The organism is Pseudoalteromonas denitrificans DSM 6059, assembly GCF_900112265.1.
Taxonomy (GTDB): Bacteria; Pseudomonadota; Gammaproteobacteria; order Enterobacterales; family Alteromonadaceae; genus Pseudoalteromonas; species Pseudoalteromonas denitrificans.
The window spans coordinates 13884-29514 of record NZ_FOLO01000064.1; the positions used below are offsets into that span (position 1 = coordinate 13884).

The 15631-nt window shown below is 34.2% G+C and carries 23 protein-coding genes; 3 read left to right on the forward strand and 20 right to left on the reverse strand.

The window, feature by feature from the left end; genetic code table 11:
- The first annotated feature begins 1 nt into the window (after position 1).
- Positions 2 to 385 (forward strand): DoxX-like family protein, encoded by a 384-nt coding sequence (locus tag BM088_RS23415; RefSeq protein WP_245763904.1) that lies wholly within the window; start codon positions 2 to 4, stop codon positions 383 to 385.
- A gap of 217 nt (positions 386 to 602) precedes the next feature.
- A complete protein-coding gene (locus BM088_RS23420; protein ID WP_091990612.1) occupies positions 603 to 1892 on the forward strand; it encodes an oligosaccharide flippase family protein in 1290 nt (429 codons plus the stop codon).
- 53 nt (positions 1893 to 1945) lie between these two features.
- Here the strand turns inward: BM088_RS23420 and BM088_RS27970 are convergent, their stop codons facing one another.
- From BM088_RS27970 to BM088_RS23520, 20 genes are all read right to left on the reverse strand, one after another.
- Positions 1946 to 2116 (reverse strand): Lrp/AsnC ligand binding domain-containing protein, encoded by a 171-nt coding sequence (locus tag BM088_RS27970; protein WP_342742248.1) that lies wholly within the window; start codon positions 2114 to 2116, stop codon positions 1946 to 1948.
- Positions 2117 to 2353: 237 nt separating this feature from the next.
- On the reverse strand, positions 2354 to 2761 hold the full coding sequence (locus BM088_RS23430) for a lysozyme inhibitor LprI family protein (protein WP_091990617.1): 408 nt from the start codon (positions 2759 to 2761) through the stop codon (positions 2354 to 2356).
- Between the two features lie 92 nt (positions 2762 to 2853).
- Complete coding sequence (locus BM088_RS23435; protein ID WP_091990620.1) at positions 2854 to 3141, reverse strand: hypothetical protein; 288 nt, start codon at positions 3139 to 3141, stop codon at positions 2854 to 2856.
- An 807-nt stretch (positions 3142 to 3948) separates the two neighbouring features.
- Positions 3949 to 5127, reverse strand: coding sequence for a sensor histidine kinase (locus BM088_RS23440; RefSeq protein WP_091990623.1), 1179 nt, complete (start codon positions 5125 to 5127; stop codon positions 3949 to 3951).
- Positions 5114 to 5794 (reverse strand): response regulator transcription factor, encoded by a 681-nt coding sequence (locus tag BM088_RS23445; RefSeq protein WP_091990625.1) that lies wholly within the window; start codon positions 5792 to 5794, stop codon positions 5114 to 5116. Before BM088_RS23445 ends, BM088_RS23440 begins: the two co-directional genes overlap by 14 nt.
- A 57-nt stretch (positions 5795 to 5851) precedes the next feature.
- Complete coding sequence (locus BM088_RS23450) at positions 5852 to 7021, reverse strand: alpha/beta hydrolase (protein ID WP_091990628.1); 1170 nt, start codon at positions 7019 to 7021, stop codon at positions 5852 to 5854.
- 21 nt (positions 7022 to 7042) lie between these two features.
- A complete protein-coding gene (locus tag BM088_RS23455; protein ID WP_091990630.1) occupies positions 7043 to 7816 on the reverse strand; it encodes a MipA/OmpV family protein in 774 nt (257 codons plus the stop codon).
- A gap of 353 nt (positions 7817 to 8169) precedes the next feature.
- Positions 8170 to 8439 carry a hypothetical protein gene (locus BM088_RS23460; RefSeq protein WP_091990633.1) on the reverse strand — a complete coding sequence of 90 codons (270 nt, stop codon included), beginning with the start codon at positions 8437 to 8439 and terminating at the stop codon, positions 8170 to 8172.
- Between the two features lie 34 nt (positions 8440 to 8473).
- A complete protein-coding gene (locus BM088_RS23465) occupies positions 8474 to 8656 on the reverse strand; it encodes a RebB family R body protein (protein ID WP_091990636.1) in 183 nt (60 codons plus the stop codon).
- A gap of 87 nt (positions 8657 to 8743) precedes the next feature.
- Entirely contained in the window at positions 8744 to 9013 is a 270-nt protein-coding gene (locus BM088_RS23470; RefSeq protein WP_091990639.1) for a RebB family R body protein, read from the reverse strand.
- 33 nt (positions 9014 to 9046) lie between these two features.
- Positions 9047 to 9304: a hypothetical protein gene (locus BM088_RS23475; protein WP_091990643.1), complete on the reverse strand. Its 258-nt coding sequence runs from the start codon at positions 9302 to 9304 to the stop codon at positions 9047 to 9049.
- Positions 9304 to 9696, reverse strand: a complete 393-nt coding sequence (locus tag BM088_RS23480) for a RebB family R body protein (protein ID WP_091990645.1) — start codon at positions 9694 to 9696, stop codon at positions 9304 to 9306. Before BM088_RS23480 ends, BM088_RS23475 begins: the two co-directional genes overlap by 1 nt.
- Before the next feature lie 185 nt (positions 9697 to 9881).
- A complete protein-coding gene (locus tag BM088_RS23485) occupies positions 9882 to 10178 on the reverse strand; it encodes a hypothetical protein (RefSeq protein ID WP_091990648.1) in 297 nt (98 codons plus the stop codon).
- A 142-nt stretch (positions 10179 to 10320) separates the two neighbouring features.
- Complete coding sequence (locus BM088_RS23490) at positions 10321 to 10584, reverse strand: RebB family R body protein (RefSeq protein ID WP_091990650.1); 264 nt, start codon at positions 10582 to 10584, stop codon at positions 10321 to 10323.
- A gap of 23 nt (positions 10585 to 10607) precedes the next feature.
- Positions 10608 to 10868, reverse strand: coding sequence for a RebB family R body protein (locus BM088_RS23495; protein WP_091990653.1), 261 nt, complete (start codon positions 10866 to 10868; stop codon positions 10608 to 10610).
- Between the two features lie 27 nt (positions 10869 to 10895).
- Entirely contained in the window at positions 10896 to 11156 is a 261-nt protein-coding gene (locus BM088_RS23500) for a RebB family R body protein (RefSeq protein WP_091990655.1), read from the reverse strand.
- A 64-nt stretch (positions 11157 to 11220) separates the two neighbouring features.
- Positions 11221 to 11481, reverse strand: a complete 261-nt coding sequence (locus BM088_RS23505; RefSeq protein ID WP_091990658.1) for a RebB family R body protein — start codon at positions 11479 to 11481, stop codon at positions 11221 to 11223.
- A gap of 120 nt (positions 11482 to 11601) precedes the next feature.
- Positions 11602 to 11862 carry a RebB family R body protein gene (locus tag BM088_RS23510; protein ID WP_091990661.1) on the reverse strand — a complete coding sequence of 87 codons (261 nt, stop codon included), beginning with the start codon at positions 11860 to 11862 and terminating at the stop codon, positions 11602 to 11604.
- An 88-nt stretch (positions 11863 to 11950) separates the two neighbouring features.
- The gene (locus BM088_RS23515) at positions 11951 to 12172 is read right to left on the reverse strand and encodes a RebB family R body protein (protein ID WP_245763905.1); all 222 of its coding nucleotides are present in this window, start codon (positions 12170 to 12172) and stop codon (positions 11951 to 11953) included.
- A 484-nt stretch (positions 12173 to 12656) separates the two neighbouring features.
- Complete coding sequence (locus BM088_RS23520; protein ID WP_177208155.1) at positions 12657 to 14168, reverse strand: AraC family transcriptional regulator; 1512 nt, start codon at positions 14166 to 14168, stop codon at positions 12657 to 12659.
- A 1223-nt stretch (positions 14169 to 15391) separates the two neighbouring features.
- Here BM088_RS23520 and tnpA point away from each other — a divergent pair.
- On the forward strand, positions 15392 to 15631 hold a 240-nt coding region (gene tnpA, locus BM088_RS23525; protein WP_425439332.1), incomplete at its 3' end, for an IS66 family insertion sequence element accessory protein TnpA.

The following is a 15631-nucleotide window of genomic DNA, read 5'->3' on the forward strand; positions in this document are numbered from 1 at the left end:
TGTGAATACTATAAATGAGGATGGTTTAATGAAGGCTGCCAAATACTCACTTTCCTTTTTATGGATTTTTACCGGAATAACCTCTATTTATTTCTCGCCGGAAGTTGGCTATGAAATATTAGCAAGCGCCAGTATTACTGGCTTAATGGCAGATGTATCGGTTTATGCCGGGGGATCTTTAGATATTGTAATTGGTCTTTGGTTGTTAACATCATTCAGAATAAGATTATGCTGCATTGTGCAAGTAGCAGTAATAGTGCTCTACACGTTAATTTTAACCGTTATTGATGTGAGTTTTTGGTTGCACCCATTCGGACCAATTACTAAAAACATTCCCATTATTGTTCTAATTATTTTTGTATATAGAGATACTAACAGAGAATAAAATTTAACTAATTGCTTTTCAGAGGCCTTACTTTTTAATTGATTTGTTTGTTGGTGAACGGTCACTCTGTAGGGGGGTGGATAGGATCGTTAAATAGACTCATCACAAAATATTATTCCCGATGAAATTAGCTAATTGTATTTCCTTGGCTTTACTTGATTAAAAAAACTTCGAGGTTTACTCTTTATGATAATTTCATTCTAAGTTATTAAAAATAATGGCATTTAAAAATTCTGAATTAAATACTTCAGGTGATTACTTAAAAAAAGGCAGTTTTGTTCTTATTATTTCAGTCATTCTAGGTTTTGTTGCTGATTATGGATTTAACTTAACTTTAAGTCAGTCACTTACAAGTCATGAATATGGTGATTATAAAGTGGCTTATGCATTTGCCACTATTAGTAGTGTTTTAATCTTATTAGGGGGAGATAGAGTTGCCCCTAGATTGCTATCAACTGGGCTTGCTAATAAAGATAATACAGACGTTTGGGAGTTTTTACGGTTTTATCTGATCATTGCTTTATCGTTATCTAGCTTAGTGATTATTACAACGTATATTTTAAGTGTATTGCATATCGGCAGTACTGATCTACAAGAACATCACCCGTTAGTTTTAATTTCATTTGCTATTCCCCTTATTGCATTCGGTGCTTTATTAAGTCGTATTTTACAATCGGCTAAACATTTAGCGCTAGCGAATTTGCCTTGGCGAATAATGTTACCTGTTTTAAAAATATCTTTAATCATATTATTTATTTTTTTACTTAATACAATTGCGTTATGGCAGGTAATATTAACAGGTGTATTATCTGTGATTATCGTAATTAGTTTTCAATGGTATAAAATTAGGCAGCTTAATTTAATTGAATTAAAACGCAGTCCGCACTTTATAAATTCAGCACAAACATTGCAATTATCTATTCCGATGATGTTGGCTATGTTAGTCACTATGGCAGTAAATCAAATTGATTTGTTTATGCTTGAGCTTTTTGCAAAAGAACATGAAGTTGGCCATTTTGCGGCTGCAACAACAACTGCGCATATCATTCCAATAGCACAAGTCACCATAGTAGGTTTATTCTTACCTTTAATTTCACCAGCCATAAAACAAGGTTATCAAAGTGCTAAATCATTATTTTGGCAAGGGCAAAAAGTTATTATGATTTCAACAAGCTTAATTGCTATTACTCTATTAGTGGCGGGTGAAAAGCTTTTATCTTTATTTGGTCCTGATTACTCGCAGGCAATTCAAACACTTTGGCTATTGATATGTGGATATTTAATTTGGTCATTTGCTGCTTTTTCTTCTACCTGGTTGCAATATGATGATAAAGGCTTTTGGGTTGTAATTGTTGGCATTGTTACTTTAATACTGGATGGCAGTTTAAATTTCGCCTTGATCCCGCTTTATGGTATTAAAGGTGCGGCAATGGCAACGACGATATCTTTGAGTTTAGCCGCTTTGTGTATATGTTTATTTCGTTATAAACACAGTAAAGAAAATTAATCATTGATTATTATTGTGCGTAATCAAGTAAGGTTAAATCGGTATATTTAACCCTACTTTACATTTTTCAGCATATTTTGAGATGTAATAATTAAAATAAAATCAGTATGCCCAGTGACATAAAAGCATTGCTGGACTTGTTCACAATCTAACATTCTCTTTTTAAAGCTATCGATATTAGCTGTTGAGCCTTGTTTTATAAAATTAACTTGGTTGTAGAGAATTCATCAATCATTCTTTTACTAAAGACATAAAGAGGAATCAAAATGGCTTTAATTTTACATTCTGGAAATCGAAATTCTCAAACTGGGCGCTCTAAAAGCTTTAAAGTTACATTAAATTAAATGGTTAAAATTTAAATTGAAATCTCACATGTTGTCCACACAAAAAGTGTAGGTGTAATTAACGCCTGTCAACTGTTTGCGTTCCGTTTAAAGTGCTTGATGTAGGTTTTATCAATTCTACAACTTGGGTTCAGGCAATACAGGTGGCGTGCTATCCATATAAGTAAGGAAGTTTGTCCAAATTTCGTGTGTTCGCGCTTTCGTAAGTTTAGTTTTACAACTTAAGTGCATTACACCTCGAATTGTACCTTCTCGCCACATTGTATAGATTGAGTCACAATGCGCATCTGTATACAATGACCACGCTTCCTGTGCCACTTCAATCGACTTGATGAGTTCAAGATCATAGCTATTGTGCTCTTTACTTTTAGTTAAATATGCTTCCATTTGGCGTTTAGCATTTTTCAATTCAACTCCAGCACAATAGTTAATCTCGATAGTATTTATTGCTTTAGTGCAATCAATATCATCACTTAACGCGTAAGTAGAGTAGATGGCAAAAATTAGGATAATAAACTTATTCATTGGGATCCTTTTAGTATATAACGAGCCGGTAGAGTTAATTTTTAATTGTTCTACAACCTTAACGCTCGCAGCAAGTGCGTCTTTTACGCTTGTTAAATTCTTAGTGTTGGATAGCTATAACTGCAAAACCTCTTCTTCTCATCAGATGTGGGGAGATCTGAAAACATACTTTTTATTGCTGACAGTGCTTGTTCCACACCCAATTCAATATCTGCAAGTTCATTATAAATTTTATGCGTTGACGAAAGACTATTCTTACTTTCGATTGTTGAGGAAAGATCATAGGCCATATCTTTTGCATGATTAATTGCTGTTCGTGCTCCTACGTCAGAAATATGTGATTTCAATTTTTCTATATCAATAGTTTCTTCAAATTTCATTTTGTATTTGCATCCATGAATTTAACAGCTTAATACCTGAATTCTGGGTATGTAATTTTTTAACTTTAAAAAGTTAAACCCAATATTCAAGGTAATTCTTAATAATTTTTAACAGCTTACTACTTAAATGTTTTAGAGACAATTTATCAGTGTCAGATGAAGCTGAGCATTTAGATAATTGTGAATTATTTTTCGCGGTATGTAACTTTTTCTTTTAGATTTAATTAAACAAAAAAACATGATGATTTCGTGGTTGCTTAATCGCAAAAATTGCATTTATACATATCGCACAATATGATTAAAATAACACATTTTCCTTACAGCATTTCAAAACAACTCGAATATGTTTTATGAATTGATTTTCATAAAAGAAAACTCTAATTACACTGTAATCACTCTTGCTCTTCCAAGTAGCTTAAATAGGCTTTTTCTATTAAATCATTGATGATGTCTATTTTTGTTTTGCCTGACTTCTTTGCCATTATATTTAAGTGAGTGCTATTTATTAATGAAATATCAACTTGCAGCCTTGCGAACTTGTTGCTGTTTAGCGCGTATTTTTTTATAAAAAATAGAATAAATACGTTATGAACTATATCTAGTTGAATCGTTTTAGATGTAGCAAAGAGGAACAATATTATGACTGAGGAGTATCTATCAAAAAATTTAATCAGATTAATATTAGGCTATAAAATGATTATTATATTGAAGTTAAGTAACGTTAAAAAACAAACGTTCAGAGAGTGAATTGCCTAAAGTTTGATTTATTCAGCAATGCTGGAACTATGTAAACAGTTTTTTTAGCTGTTAATCTGAGACAAAACTTAACTGAAGGGAGTAATTTCTTTCATCAATGTGAACATCGACTTTCCAAGCAATTGTTTCGCAAATTCTTTCAATAATTTTTATACCGACACCTGAACCATTTATTGCTGAAATTTCAGGTGCGATTGCGTTTTTGAATGTTATTGATTCATTATTAATAACAACAGTTACACTCTCTTTAGCGTATTTATAGGCATTATCAATGATATTTTTTAGTACGATTTTAAATAAATCTGCAGACACAAAAAGATCTTTGCAGCGAACGCTTGATATATTCCAGCATAAATTACTATGGTTTAATCTTTCTTTATCAACTACTAATTTTTCGATAATCTCCTTAGGGTTAACTGCTGTTTCTGATAAGGATAAATTTTCTTCACGCGCTAATAACATAAATATTTCAGTTAATTTTTCCATTTCTGTTGTTGCGCGTTTTAGTCTTGGTAATGCTCTGCTAAGGAAGTTTTTGTCATTTTCCAGTAAGGCTACATTAGCATTCATCACCATTAAAGGACTACGAAGTTCATGACTCACAGACTGAGTAAATGCCTGCTCTCGTTTTAAAAACTCCCTAACACGGTTTAAAGCACCATTAAAAACCTTGGACAACCGATGCATTTCATAATTTTTAAACGAACTAATTTCGCTATACTCTTCGGGTGTGCTTTTTTCTACTTGATAGACCAGATCTTCTATTGGTGCTGATAACTGTTTGGCGACGTATGAACCCATAATCACACCACAAAGCGCCACAATTAAAGCGATTATAAGCGCAGTATAAATGATAAAGGGAACGATAGAGTCTATTTCACCATAGGACTCGTCTATGGTTAACAAATACCAAGTATCTGGCGCTATAGCACTAAGCAATACCTGCTGATCTTCAACTTCAGCAACAATATTATCTAAGTGACGATATTGTTCAGGTATTTCATCTGTTGGTATAATTTTGGCTTTAAATATACTATCCGATGAAAGTCGTATTTTCGGATTCCTCTGATATGCTTCTTTGAACTTACTATATTGCTTTTCAAGGATATGTTGATAAAGGTTATCTTCAATCCAGTAAGCACTGCCCCATATAATGCAACCATAGGCAGTGGATAAAATAATAGCAAAGGAAATAAAAGCGAGAGTTATTTTTTTTCTAAAGGTTATCATTGGGGGCAAGTTTAAAACCTATTTTATGAATTGTTTTAATTAGCGCAGTAGAAAAGGGTTTATCTATTTTATTTCGTAGTTGATACATTTGGCTTCTTAATACATCACTGTCGGGTATATCTTCTCCCCATAACGTATATTCCATCGTTCGTTTACCAACCACATCAGGCGATTTTTTTGCTAATAACACCAATAATTTAAACTGATTAGGTGGTAATTCAATAGCACTACCTTGACGTTTTACACTATGCTTTTGCAGGTCAATTTCTATATCAAAAACTTCAATTAAGCGAGTATTGTGTTGTATTGCTCTCAAAGATAAGGCATTTGCACGCGCTAATAATTCTTCCATAGCAAATGGCTTTACTAAATAATCATCGGCTCCCGCCGTGAACCCCTGTAGTTTATCTTTAAGCGTATCACGTGCGGTCAGAAATAATACGGGAATATTTGACATCAACTCTTGCCTCAGCTTTTCACAAGCTTCATAGCCAGATAATCCGGGCATCATCACATCAAGAATAATCACATCGTAGCTGTTCTGTGCAACCAGTTCTAACATGGAAGAACCGTTAATAGCAAAATCTGCATGATGCTTGTTGTATTCTAAATAATCAACAATTGAACTCGCTATGTCATAATTATCATCGACAACCAATACCCGCATAAAGGAATAACTCCAATTTATTTATTGTTTAGCAAAATCTAAGTGTTAACTCACTGGCTACAGATATTGCGTTAACCAGGGAATAATTTGTTGTAACGATGGCATATCTGATGAACAATGTCCTTCAGTATTATCTTCATCAATCACGATAACTTCTCCTGCCTTTGAAGACATCTTTAATAGTTTCATATCTCCTAATGGAGAAAGCTTATCATTTCCATGATTGATGGCCAATATTGGTACACTCGTTTGTACTTTACCTAAGAACTTTTCGGATAGCGCTAATTCATGTCCTCGCTGATACAGTGCTTCTTCGCTTAAAGAGAAACGTGAAATGAAAGCATCTTTTGTCATCGGTGGTGCTTTATGTGCTGAAAACCTTAAATTTTTAAATGGACGATTAATAACGCCGCACCAGCTCACAACGGCGGATAAATCATCTTGATCGGTAAAAGCCATTTTGGCAGCTGAGTGACCGCCAAAACTCTTGCCAACTAAAGCAATACTATTTTCATCTAACCTTGGATCGTCTTTTATAAATTGTAAAACACGTTGGTGAATACTATTGGTGTTACTGGGATCTTGTTGAATTAAACTATTAGCCCCAATCCCAGGTAGGTCAAAGGAAATCATTGCCCAACCTTGGAGGCTGAAGTAGTCCCTGTAAAAGGGGTATAAATAAGTCAATACCTTATCTGAACCGTTGGTCATTATGATGACAGGACGTGGATCCTTATCTTTATTTTCAGGTAAATGTAGCGCAACTTGCATATCTCCTTTTTCAGAAGACAATGGTATATATTCTAGGTTAAATCCACCCTTTTCTACTGCTTTCTTGTAATTTATCAGTGCTTTTTTATAAGACAGCTGAGCATGTTTATCCATATTTACGAAAGGATAGGCTGCAATTGATGAGTATATTGTGGCTTGTAAGTAATTATTATTATTTTCCGCCTTAGTGGCAACTTGGTCCCACTCGTAATTCCAATTACCAACAGTATATTGTGACGTATGTCGATCATAATAATTACTAGTACCATTGTTTTTATTTTTTATATTTTTGATGACTTGGTTTATCACTTCGCTATCACCACCGTCTTCAGCCCATCCTTCACGATGTAATTCTCGATACCATTCAGATTTACCATTTAGATAACGAGTTGTTGATGCACAAGATATCAATAAGCTTACGGCCAGAGCTGCGAGGATATAGTTAGTTATTTTCATATTGAATACTCCTTAATTTATTTAGAAATTATAACCAACACCTAATGCAAAACTGGCCGTTGAAGCTGAATTGACTATAGGTGAATCTAAAACGTCTGAGCCAAATTTATCATAGGATAAGCGTCCCATTACAAACCAATTTTCAGAAAGTAAGTAGGCGCCTATTACTTTTAATCCAAAGGTGCCATTACTTTTAGCAGTGTAAGGAGAGTCAATTAAATAACTCAAAGGATCGTTAGCTTCTTTGGCTGTAATACCAAAATAATAATTCATTGAGTCATCATCATAGCGTTGATAAGTGATTTCAGGTTTTATGATATAGCTCTCACCGATGATTTTATATTTCAGGCTGAGCTCTAAGTTGTTGCCTTCTGCACTCCATAGCGGTGTGATGCCCGCTTTAAAATTGCCTAAAGAGAAAGAGGCGTTAAAACCATATTGAATATCTCCTTCTCGTTCGTTAATACCTTTATAACCCTTTCGAATATCAGCAGAGTTAACTTCAAACCCTTCAAAAGGACGTAAGACAGCAGCAATTTCAAAATTTTTATTTTCGATCACACGATAACCTAATTTTGGCCCTCGCCAATAAAAGCCTGCGTACTTAATATCCACACGCGGAATTACCATGGTTTCATTTTCAACACCGATAAAGTGACTTGACTCACTTTTAAAGCCAATACCCACTCTAAATCTGTCAGGCCCATTTACAGCATTTTCAGCCTGACAAAAAGGTGTGAATAAAAATGAGCAAAAAAGAAAGGAGGTTAATCTATGACGAAATACATTTTTCATATTTACTGTTCCTATGTTAATAAAATTGTGAATTGTGTAAAACTCCGAATGATCCAGTTTTGATATTCAAAGAGATATTTAAGAAGCAAGAGTTTACAAAAGGTGATGTGAACTTTATGTGATTAACGAGTGTGTGTTGAATAGATACAAATTCAACCCAAAATGGTGCCTGATTTATTTGTCACCTTGTTTAGGTGAAGGGTGTTGATTAATGTGATATCGACTGGTGTTTTTTGCAGTTTTGTGATTGTTGAGAGAGTATCGTTTTTATGAACAATAGCACGTTGGAAAGTTACCTCAACGAGTGATAAATTTAAACTAATAAACCCCATTTTATTTAAAAAATGGGGTTGTTAAGGTTTAAAATCTTTAAGCACTTTTGATGCTTTAGCACCTACTGAAGCAAAGTGTTCAGTTCCCTTTTCCATTACTTTTTGCGCTTCTTCTATTACTTTAGAGTACTTGGGATCACCCGTTGCTAATAATTGAGATAAAGCAACACCTATGGCAGTTGTTGTAATTGTGCTTAAGTTTCTTAGGTTATCTGCAGCGTCTTGTACTGCAATTGCCGTTGATTGTGCAACAGCTTGTTGTGATTTTACGAGTGCTGATTTTTCTGGCATATCGTAATCGTTAAACTTAAATCAAACCTTAAGTTTAACCCCCTCCTTGCTTTAAAATTAATGCACAAGAAGATGATACAGATGCATTAGTCACTGTTTGCATTGCCTGTTGTATTGTTATGGCATTTTGCATCATGAGTCCAACAGTATCGGCAAGCCCTGCATCGCTTAATTGGTTTATTATTTCAGCTACTTTTTTATTATCAGGTTCAGCCATAAGTGTTCCCTTAGTTATTGTTATAATGTTTAACGTAAAAAACAGACATAGTTTAAAATATGTCTGTTTAATTTGAGTTATATAAGATTAATCTTTTTCTACTATGCCCTCGGCTGCACGACCTAATACTGCACTGCCTATTGCGCCTAGTGAATTGACGCCTTGAACTGTTGCGGCCTGAATCGTAATACCGGCTTGTTGTTGCGAAGATGCTGCGTTTAAGCTGGCATTAGATAAGGCTAAACCCATTGCGGAATATAAATTACCCATTGCCATTGCCGGAACATCACCAAGTGCTTTAGTATTAACCTGAGTGACAGAGTCTGTGATTTTTTCATTTACTGTTTTAGTAGCCATGTTGTTTCCTTTAGCTGTGATTATGAACCAGAATTAACTGGTACTTTGGATGATTGAATTCATTTGTTTGTTTACGTTTTCCATTGCTTTATCAAGCTCGCCATTAACTCTTTTCATTAAGTCGGACGTTTGAGAATCAATTTTTTCTTGATCAAAGGGCTCAAAATCATCGAGTGCTTGCTTGTGTCCTGACATTAGGTCCGATATTTTTTCTTGTTGTTTTTGTGAAAACTCGGCCAAGTTTTTTAAGTACTGTTGATGATTGTCCATTAAGGACTGCTCAATACTCATTAGGAATCCCCGCTCTCATCGCTTTTGTTTTTTTTACCTTTTAAGAAATTGAGAATATTGAAACGCTTTTTTTTAGGTTTAGGTTCGGGCTCTGGTTCGGGTTCAGGTTCTACTTCAGGCTCTTTACTTTCCTCTGGTTCTGCAGGCGGTTCAACTGGTTTTGGTGGTGGAGGAATTGGCGCTTGTAATAAACGTGCACATGCATTAGTGATTGATGCTGCTGTGGTCATTTGGGAGTTTTGCTGATTTGAAATCGCATTGTGCATAGATAAACCAAGTGTTTCAGCAAAAGTGGTTTCAACTAATCCTGTTGGCTGGTTGGAAAATACACTTCGCTGTGAAGTTGTTATTGCAGTGCTATTTTTTGTTTCATCGCTATCGCTAGAATTCATGATATTGTCCTTTGTTAATACTCTTTATGACGAATCCAACAAAATTGAACATCGTCGCTATAACTCATAAAACTCAGTTTAAATTAAAAACAATGTGCAATAATCGGCCAAAATCACGCTAAGTTAGGAGAAATGTATGATTTAAAAAAATGAGGAAAGTAGAAAATAACTTTCCGTCTTGTAATTTATTCATTTGGCGCATCATGTAATACCGTTGCTATTTTTTCACCAACAGCACTAAAGTTTTCTGTACCTCTTGTAACAACTTGCTGTGCTTCATTAATTATTTGGCTAAATTTAGCATCACCAGTTTCTATGTATTGTGATAATGCAACACCTATTGCTGTAGTACTTAAAGTATTTAAGTTTCGTAAATTATCAGTGGCATCAGCAAGTGCTAATGCAGTCGATTGTGCAATAGATTGCTGTGCACAATTGACTGCGGAATATTCAGGTTCTGAAGTTTGAGTTGTTTTATTCATAGTTATTCCATTACTTTCAGATTGTTAAAAAAAAGCTTTTATTTAGATAGGTACTAAATAAAAGCTTAGGTATTAACTTAGCGCGATATATTTATAAAATTTGAAGTTTTGAGGGGCACACATTCAAATTTTAATCAAATTACTACGCATCTTTCTCAATAATGCCTTCAGCACTTCGGCCTATCACCGAGCTACCAATTGCCATTAGGGAGTTAACACCTTGTACAGTTGCCGCTTGCATCGTGATTTGAGCTTGTTGTTGTGCCGCTGTCGCATTATGCGCTGCTGTTCCTAGCGCCTGAGACGTTGACATTAACAAGTTGCCCATCGCCATTGCTGGAGTTTCGCCTACCACTTTTGTATTTACTTGTGTTACTGAATCTGTAATTTGCTCATTAACTGGCATAATTTATTCCTCTATTTAATTAATTAACCTTTTTCGATAATACCTTCAGCACTTCTTCCTATCACTGAGCTACCAATTGCCATTAAGGAATTGACGCCCTGTACAGTTGCCGCTTGCATTGTAATTTGAGCTTGTTGTTGAGCTGCTGTTGCATTATGTGCAGCAGTTGCTAATGCCTGAGACGTTGACATTAACAAGTTACCCATAGCCATAGCCGGAGTTTCACCTACTACTTTGGTATTTACTTGTGTTACTGAGTCTGTAATCTGTTCATTTACTGGCATAATTTATCCTTTTAACTTGATGGGTGATTAACCTTTTTCGATAATTTCTTCTGCACTTCGGCCAATTACCGAACTACCGATAGACATCAGTGAGTTAACACCTTGTACCGTTGCAGCTTGCATTGTGATTTGTGCTTGTTGCTGAGCAGCAGTTGCATTGTGTGCAGCTGTACCTAGCGCCTGAGAGGTAGACATTAATAAATTGCCCATTGCCATAGCAGGTGTTTCACCAACAACTTTGGTATTTACTTGTGTAACCGAATCGGTAATTTGTTCATTAACTGGCATAATAATTCCTAATATTTAAATTAAAGTCAGGTATGGTTATTCATACCTGGTTATGTTTTTGTGATTAACCTTTTTCGAGAATGCCTTCAGCACCACGTCCAATCACTGCACCACCAATAGCCATTAACGAGTTAACGCCTTGTACAGTGGCTGCTTGCATCGTGATTTGTGCTTGTTGTTGTGAAGCAGAACCGTTATGAGCTGCACCACCTAAAGCTTGTGAAGTCGACATTAATAAATTGCCCATAGCCATTGCAGGTGTTTCACCCACAACTTTGGTATTTACTTGTGTCACTGAGTCTGTAACTTGTTCATTTACTGGCATGTTTATATTCCTTATTTCAGTTTTTAAATGATTAAAAATTGTTATTACTTCACATTTTTTAACCTAGAACTCGAGCATGAAATGGATGTACTATTTTTGTTCATCAAATTCATGCTTGAATTATTCTTTTTCAATAATTGATTCAGCACTTCGGCCTATAACTGCATTACATGTAGACATGAGAGAGTTAAGTCCTTGAACGGTTACTGAGTGCATAGTGATGCCACCGTGTTGACTTGATTCTGTGGCATTTAATGCTGAAGTTCCTAATGACTGACTGGATGACATCATTAAATTACCGGTAGCCATTGCGGGCGTTCCACCAAGAACACTGGTATTAACTTGCGTAACCGAGTCTGTTACTTGCTCATTTACTGGCATAGTTTTTTCCTTTAAATTAAATTTAATAAGTTACTAAACAGAAACTTATGCTTTATTAAAATGCTAAACATCAGGTCTGGCATCGTAATCATTTCTTGGCATACGCAGCACCAATTGCATGAATAATGCTGGTGCTTAATGCCGTATTTGAATTAATAATGATATTTTGCTGTTGCTGCGCAAAAGAAGCATTGTGTGCTGCATTACCTAAGGCTTGAGCTGTTGCTTGAATTAACATAGATCTGGATATACCTGGGGCATATTGAGATACAAGGTCGTTACATAATTGCTCTGGGCTTTGGTTGCTCACATTGCTTTCTCTGTGTCTTTTTGATGGGTTCATATTACGGATTAAGGGTTGGGAGTTATCGGTGTAATCTATTGACAACTGCTTTGAATCTGTGAGGTTTCAAAAGGAAGTAATGAATGTTTATAAAGGCAGTGATTTTAATGGGGATAATGAGTTTTTTTATACAGAATAAAAGAATTTATGCATGCTTTAACTGAGCAGTAATAGTGGTGAATGTTTGAGTAACTTTTTAAATAGTTAATGTTCTCCCTGTTAACTGTTAAAAAGTCATCATGTGAGATAAAGGCGTATTCAAAAAGGGATTAAGGTTTATTGCTGTTACGTTGAGTTTGTGTATTTATTTCATTATGAAAAATAATCGATAAAGTAGAAAGTGAATCATTGGAAGTTTCGTTATTTTATGGCGAGAAACATCCTTGTTTTCTCTATGTTTAATGCAATGCTGATTATAATGAGTGATCTTTGGTATTTAGATACTGCATAACTAATTAACTTGCTGTTTTTTAAATTCTCTAGGGGTGAGCTGTGTATAACGCTTAAATATTTTTTCAAAATGACTTAAGTCACCAAAGCCAACTTCTAAGGAAACATCTGTAATGCGAATATGCGGTGTTAACTTTATAAGTTGTTTCGCTTTTTCTATTCGCAACTCGGCTAAAATTTGTTTAAAACTTTTTTTCAAATGTAATTTAAATAAATAAGATATATGAGAAGGGCTTACAAACGCTTGCTCAGAAACATCACTTAATGAAATCGACTCGGTGAAATTTTCAGCTATATATTTCACTGCTTTTTGAAGTTTTATATGTAAATGATTAAAGCCTTCCCATTTGTTATTAAGCATATTATCAATTAATTGGCTGTTAATATTTAGCTTGTTATTTTCTAACTTAGCTGCAGGTTTGGCCTCGAGTACCTCTGGAGCGTATAAATTTAAATCATTTAAATTTATAGGGTTACTACAACTGAGCGTGAGTAATCTTGCTGTGATATGTTCTAACTGAATAAAGTTTTCGGGCCAATCATAATGACTTAATTTTTGTAATACTTCGGTTGAAAAACCTTGTTCTTCATATACTTTATGTTTATTAACTAATTTTTTTAATATATGAGGAATATCATCTTTACGATCTCTTAATGCTGGAAAATTCACAGTTAAGAAGTTTAGTTCACAGTAGAGTTGCTTAGAAAAGCTTTGATCTTTTATTTTTGACTCTAAAGCTGATGAGCTTGAAGCAATTAATCTAATATTTTTTAACTTTTGTTTTATTGTATTATCAAATTCTTCGGAAATTGTATTGGCACTTAAGAGTTCGACTAATAAATTTTGTTGAGATGTTCCCAATAAATCAACTTCACTTAAAAATATAGTACCCTTAACTGCTTCATTAATACTTTGAAATAAATTTTGTTTAAATTCATCAAAATTGGCTGTTGCACAATGTATTTCAATAAAAGGGTTATGCTTATTTGAACTGTTATAATGAATTGCACTTGCAACTGCCAGTTTTTCACAACCGAACTCACCTTCAATCACAACTGCATAATTTGTATTTGATGCTTTTTCTATAAAACTTTCTAGCTCTAAAATTTCTTTACTATGACCTATCAGTTCTAAGTTTTGTCCTAAATAATGCTTAGACAATTCAGTTGCCTGATGACGTTTAACTAATAAGGCTATTTTTTTTGTAATATCTGATACAGACTGTTTTTCATTTCTTTCTTTTGCTGGGCAAGGTGGAATATTGAGCATCCCGATTTGTTTTCTATGATATAAAATGGGATAAGAAGTATCTGATTTTACAAAAGGGGTTTGCACAGCTAACCTTAGATCCGATTTAGCTTGTTCATCTAAACCAAACAAATGAATAGAGGCATGCTTAATATTGTCGTACTCCAAGGCTGAGTTTAAGCATTCTTTAAATTGTTGCTCTTGAGCAAATATATTTGAAGGGTACTTTTTAGTGAATAAATTATTGTTAGGATACAACTCCATTTTCATTAACTCCAATGGTAAGTGAAGTCGAATAGGCAAGTTAAGGTTAATTACGCTTATACGACTAATTGCAAATTAGTACCTAAATTTACGACATAACCCAAGGCTTGAATTGGGCAAATCAATGATTAAGTAGTAAAAAACAACGAAAACGCACATCATTGAATTAATTTAATGATTAGAAATAACGTACTTAATTAGTTGGAGCGGAAACGACTTTTTATTTTGAAAATGACAGTAACAAAATCTTTTTTAAAAAAATATTACACGTTATAACACCTATATTTGTTTGTTTTTATAGTGGGTACGGTATTTAAGGTTAAGTCCAACGGAATAATTTATCGATATTTGCATGGATATTAAAATTTATAAATCACATGCAGCATATAAAAATACTTGTCTTTATTTTGACGCTTATGGTTTTAGCATTGAGGTTATTTGTTTAAAATTTTATGAGAAACGCAGTCGCTTACTTGGACTCAAAAAACTAAATGTTTCCGAAGTGAGAAATACTGGTTTTTAGTAGCTTATAAAAATTAACTGGATTGTATGTACCGTGTAAGGAAAGGGAGCTATATAAAATCTGGTGCATCTGTTAATGCGACATTTAATTGTTTAGTTGCATAGTCCTAAGTGAACGTAACGAGTCAACTAAGCACAATCTAAATTAGAGCAAAGTTAGGTTTAAAATAAAGTTGTATTTGAATTTAAGTAACTATTTAATAGTTGATTGTTATATGGATGTTGTGGTTTGGCTATAAATGAAAGTGGGAATATTGCTTGATAAAGAAAATTTAGTCAAAAAAGGTTTATTGGCATAATAATTTATTTGTATCTATTGCTATTGAGAGTCGTATTATTTTAAGTAAAAGAGAAGATGAAATATCAAAATTAAGCTTTATGGTATTAAAGTTATGACATAACGCGGAGAGCTTTTAAGCAAATTTATAAATTATTTCATGAATATATTTTTTAATGCAATGTTTTAACTTCTGATTTAGTTTTTTGATCCCCATTCAAATGTAGAAAGTGCTTACTCGCTTATTTAAGCAATACTGATGAACTAGGAGATAATAAGGGCGGAGTTAGTGAGTTTAAAATCAATACTTAGAAGTTTTTCCGTGAAAACGTGTTGAAGTAGGGTGAAGGTCGGCGTACCCGCACCTACAATAAACCTAAACTAATCGTTAGCCTATAACCCAATTTAAACTTGGGAGAGCATTATGGCCAGGCGAACACTCGAAGATTGGCAAACCATTATTGAAGCGCAGTTGGCCAGTGGCCTGACAATTGTTAAATACTGCGAACAAAATAAAATAAATCCAAAAACCTTTAGTTCACGTAAAGCGACATTAAAACAAAGAGATGCGCAGCCCGGCACCTCTGAACAAAATGGTTTTGTTCAAGTTCAAAGTGATATGAAAACCTCTGCCACAATTATGTTCAAAACACCGCATGGCACG

Coding starts and splice junctions, on each gene's coding strand:
- BM088_RS23420 (WP_091990612.1), top strand. CDS start 603: ATGGCATTTAAAAATTCTGAATTAAATACTTCAGGTGATTACTTAAAA.
- BM088_RS23430 (WP_091990617.1), bottom strand. CDS start 2,761: ATGAATAAGTTTATTATCCTAATTTTTGCCATCTACTCTACTTACGCG.
- BM088_RS23435 (WP_091990620.1), bottom strand. CDS start 3,141: ATGAAATTTGAAGAAACTATTGATATAGAAAAATTGAAATCACATATT.
- BM088_RS23440 (WP_091990623.1), bottom strand. CDS start 5,127: ATGATAACCTTTAGAAAAAAAATAACTCTCGCTTTTATTTCCTTTGCT.
- BM088_RS23445 (WP_091990625.1), bottom strand. CDS start 5,794: ATGCGGGTATTGGTTGTCGATGATAATTATGACATAGCGAGTTCAATT.
- BM088_RS23450 (WP_091990628.1), bottom strand. CDS start 7,021: ATGAAAATAACTAACTATATCCTCGCAGCTCTGGCCGTAAGCTTATTG.
- BM088_RS23455 (WP_091990630.1), bottom strand. CDS start 7,816: ATGAAAAATGTATTTCGTCATAGATTAACCTCCTTTCTTTTTTGCTCA.
- BM088_RS23460 (WP_091990633.1), bottom strand. CDS start 8,439: ATGCCAGAAAAATCAGCACTCGTAAAATCACAACAAGCTGTTGCACAA.
- BM088_RS23465 (WP_091990636.1), bottom strand. CDS start 8,656: ATGGCTGAACCTGATAATAAAAAAGTAGCTGAAATAATAAACCAATTA.
- BM088_RS23470 (WP_091990639.1), bottom strand. CDS start 9,013: ATGGCTACTAAAACAGTAAATGAAAAAATCACAGACTCTGTCACTCAG.
- BM088_RS23475 (WP_091990643.1), bottom strand. CDS start 9,304: ATGAGTATTGAGCAGTCCTTAATGGACAATCATCAACAGTACTTAAAA.
- BM088_RS23480 (WP_091990645.1), bottom strand. CDS start 9,696: ATGAATTCTAGCGATAGCGATGAAACAAAAAATAGCACTGCAATAACA.
- BM088_RS23485 (WP_091990648.1), bottom strand. CDS start 10,178: ATGAATAAAACAACTCAAACTTCAGAACCTGAATATTCCGCAGTCAAT.
- BM088_RS23490 (WP_091990650.1), bottom strand. CDS start 10,584: ATGCCAGTTAATGAGCAAATTACAGATTCAGTAACACAAGTAAATACA.
- BM088_RS23495 (WP_091990653.1), bottom strand. CDS start 10,868: ATGCCAGTAAATGAACAGATTACAGACTCAGTAACACAAGTAAATACC.
- BM088_RS23500 (WP_091990655.1), bottom strand. CDS start 11,156: ATGCCAGTTAATGAACAAATTACCGATTCGGTTACACAAGTAAATACC.
- BM088_RS23505 (WP_091990658.1), bottom strand. CDS start 11,481: ATGCCAGTAAATGAACAAGTTACAGACTCAGTGACACAAGTAAATACC.
- BM088_RS23510 (WP_091990661.1), bottom strand. CDS start 11,862: ATGCCAGTAAATGAGCAAGTAACAGACTCGGTTACGCAAGTTAATACC.
- BM088_RS23520 (WP_177208155.1), bottom strand. CDS start 14,168: ATGGAGTTGTATCCTAACAATAATTTATTCACTAAAAAGTACCCTTCA.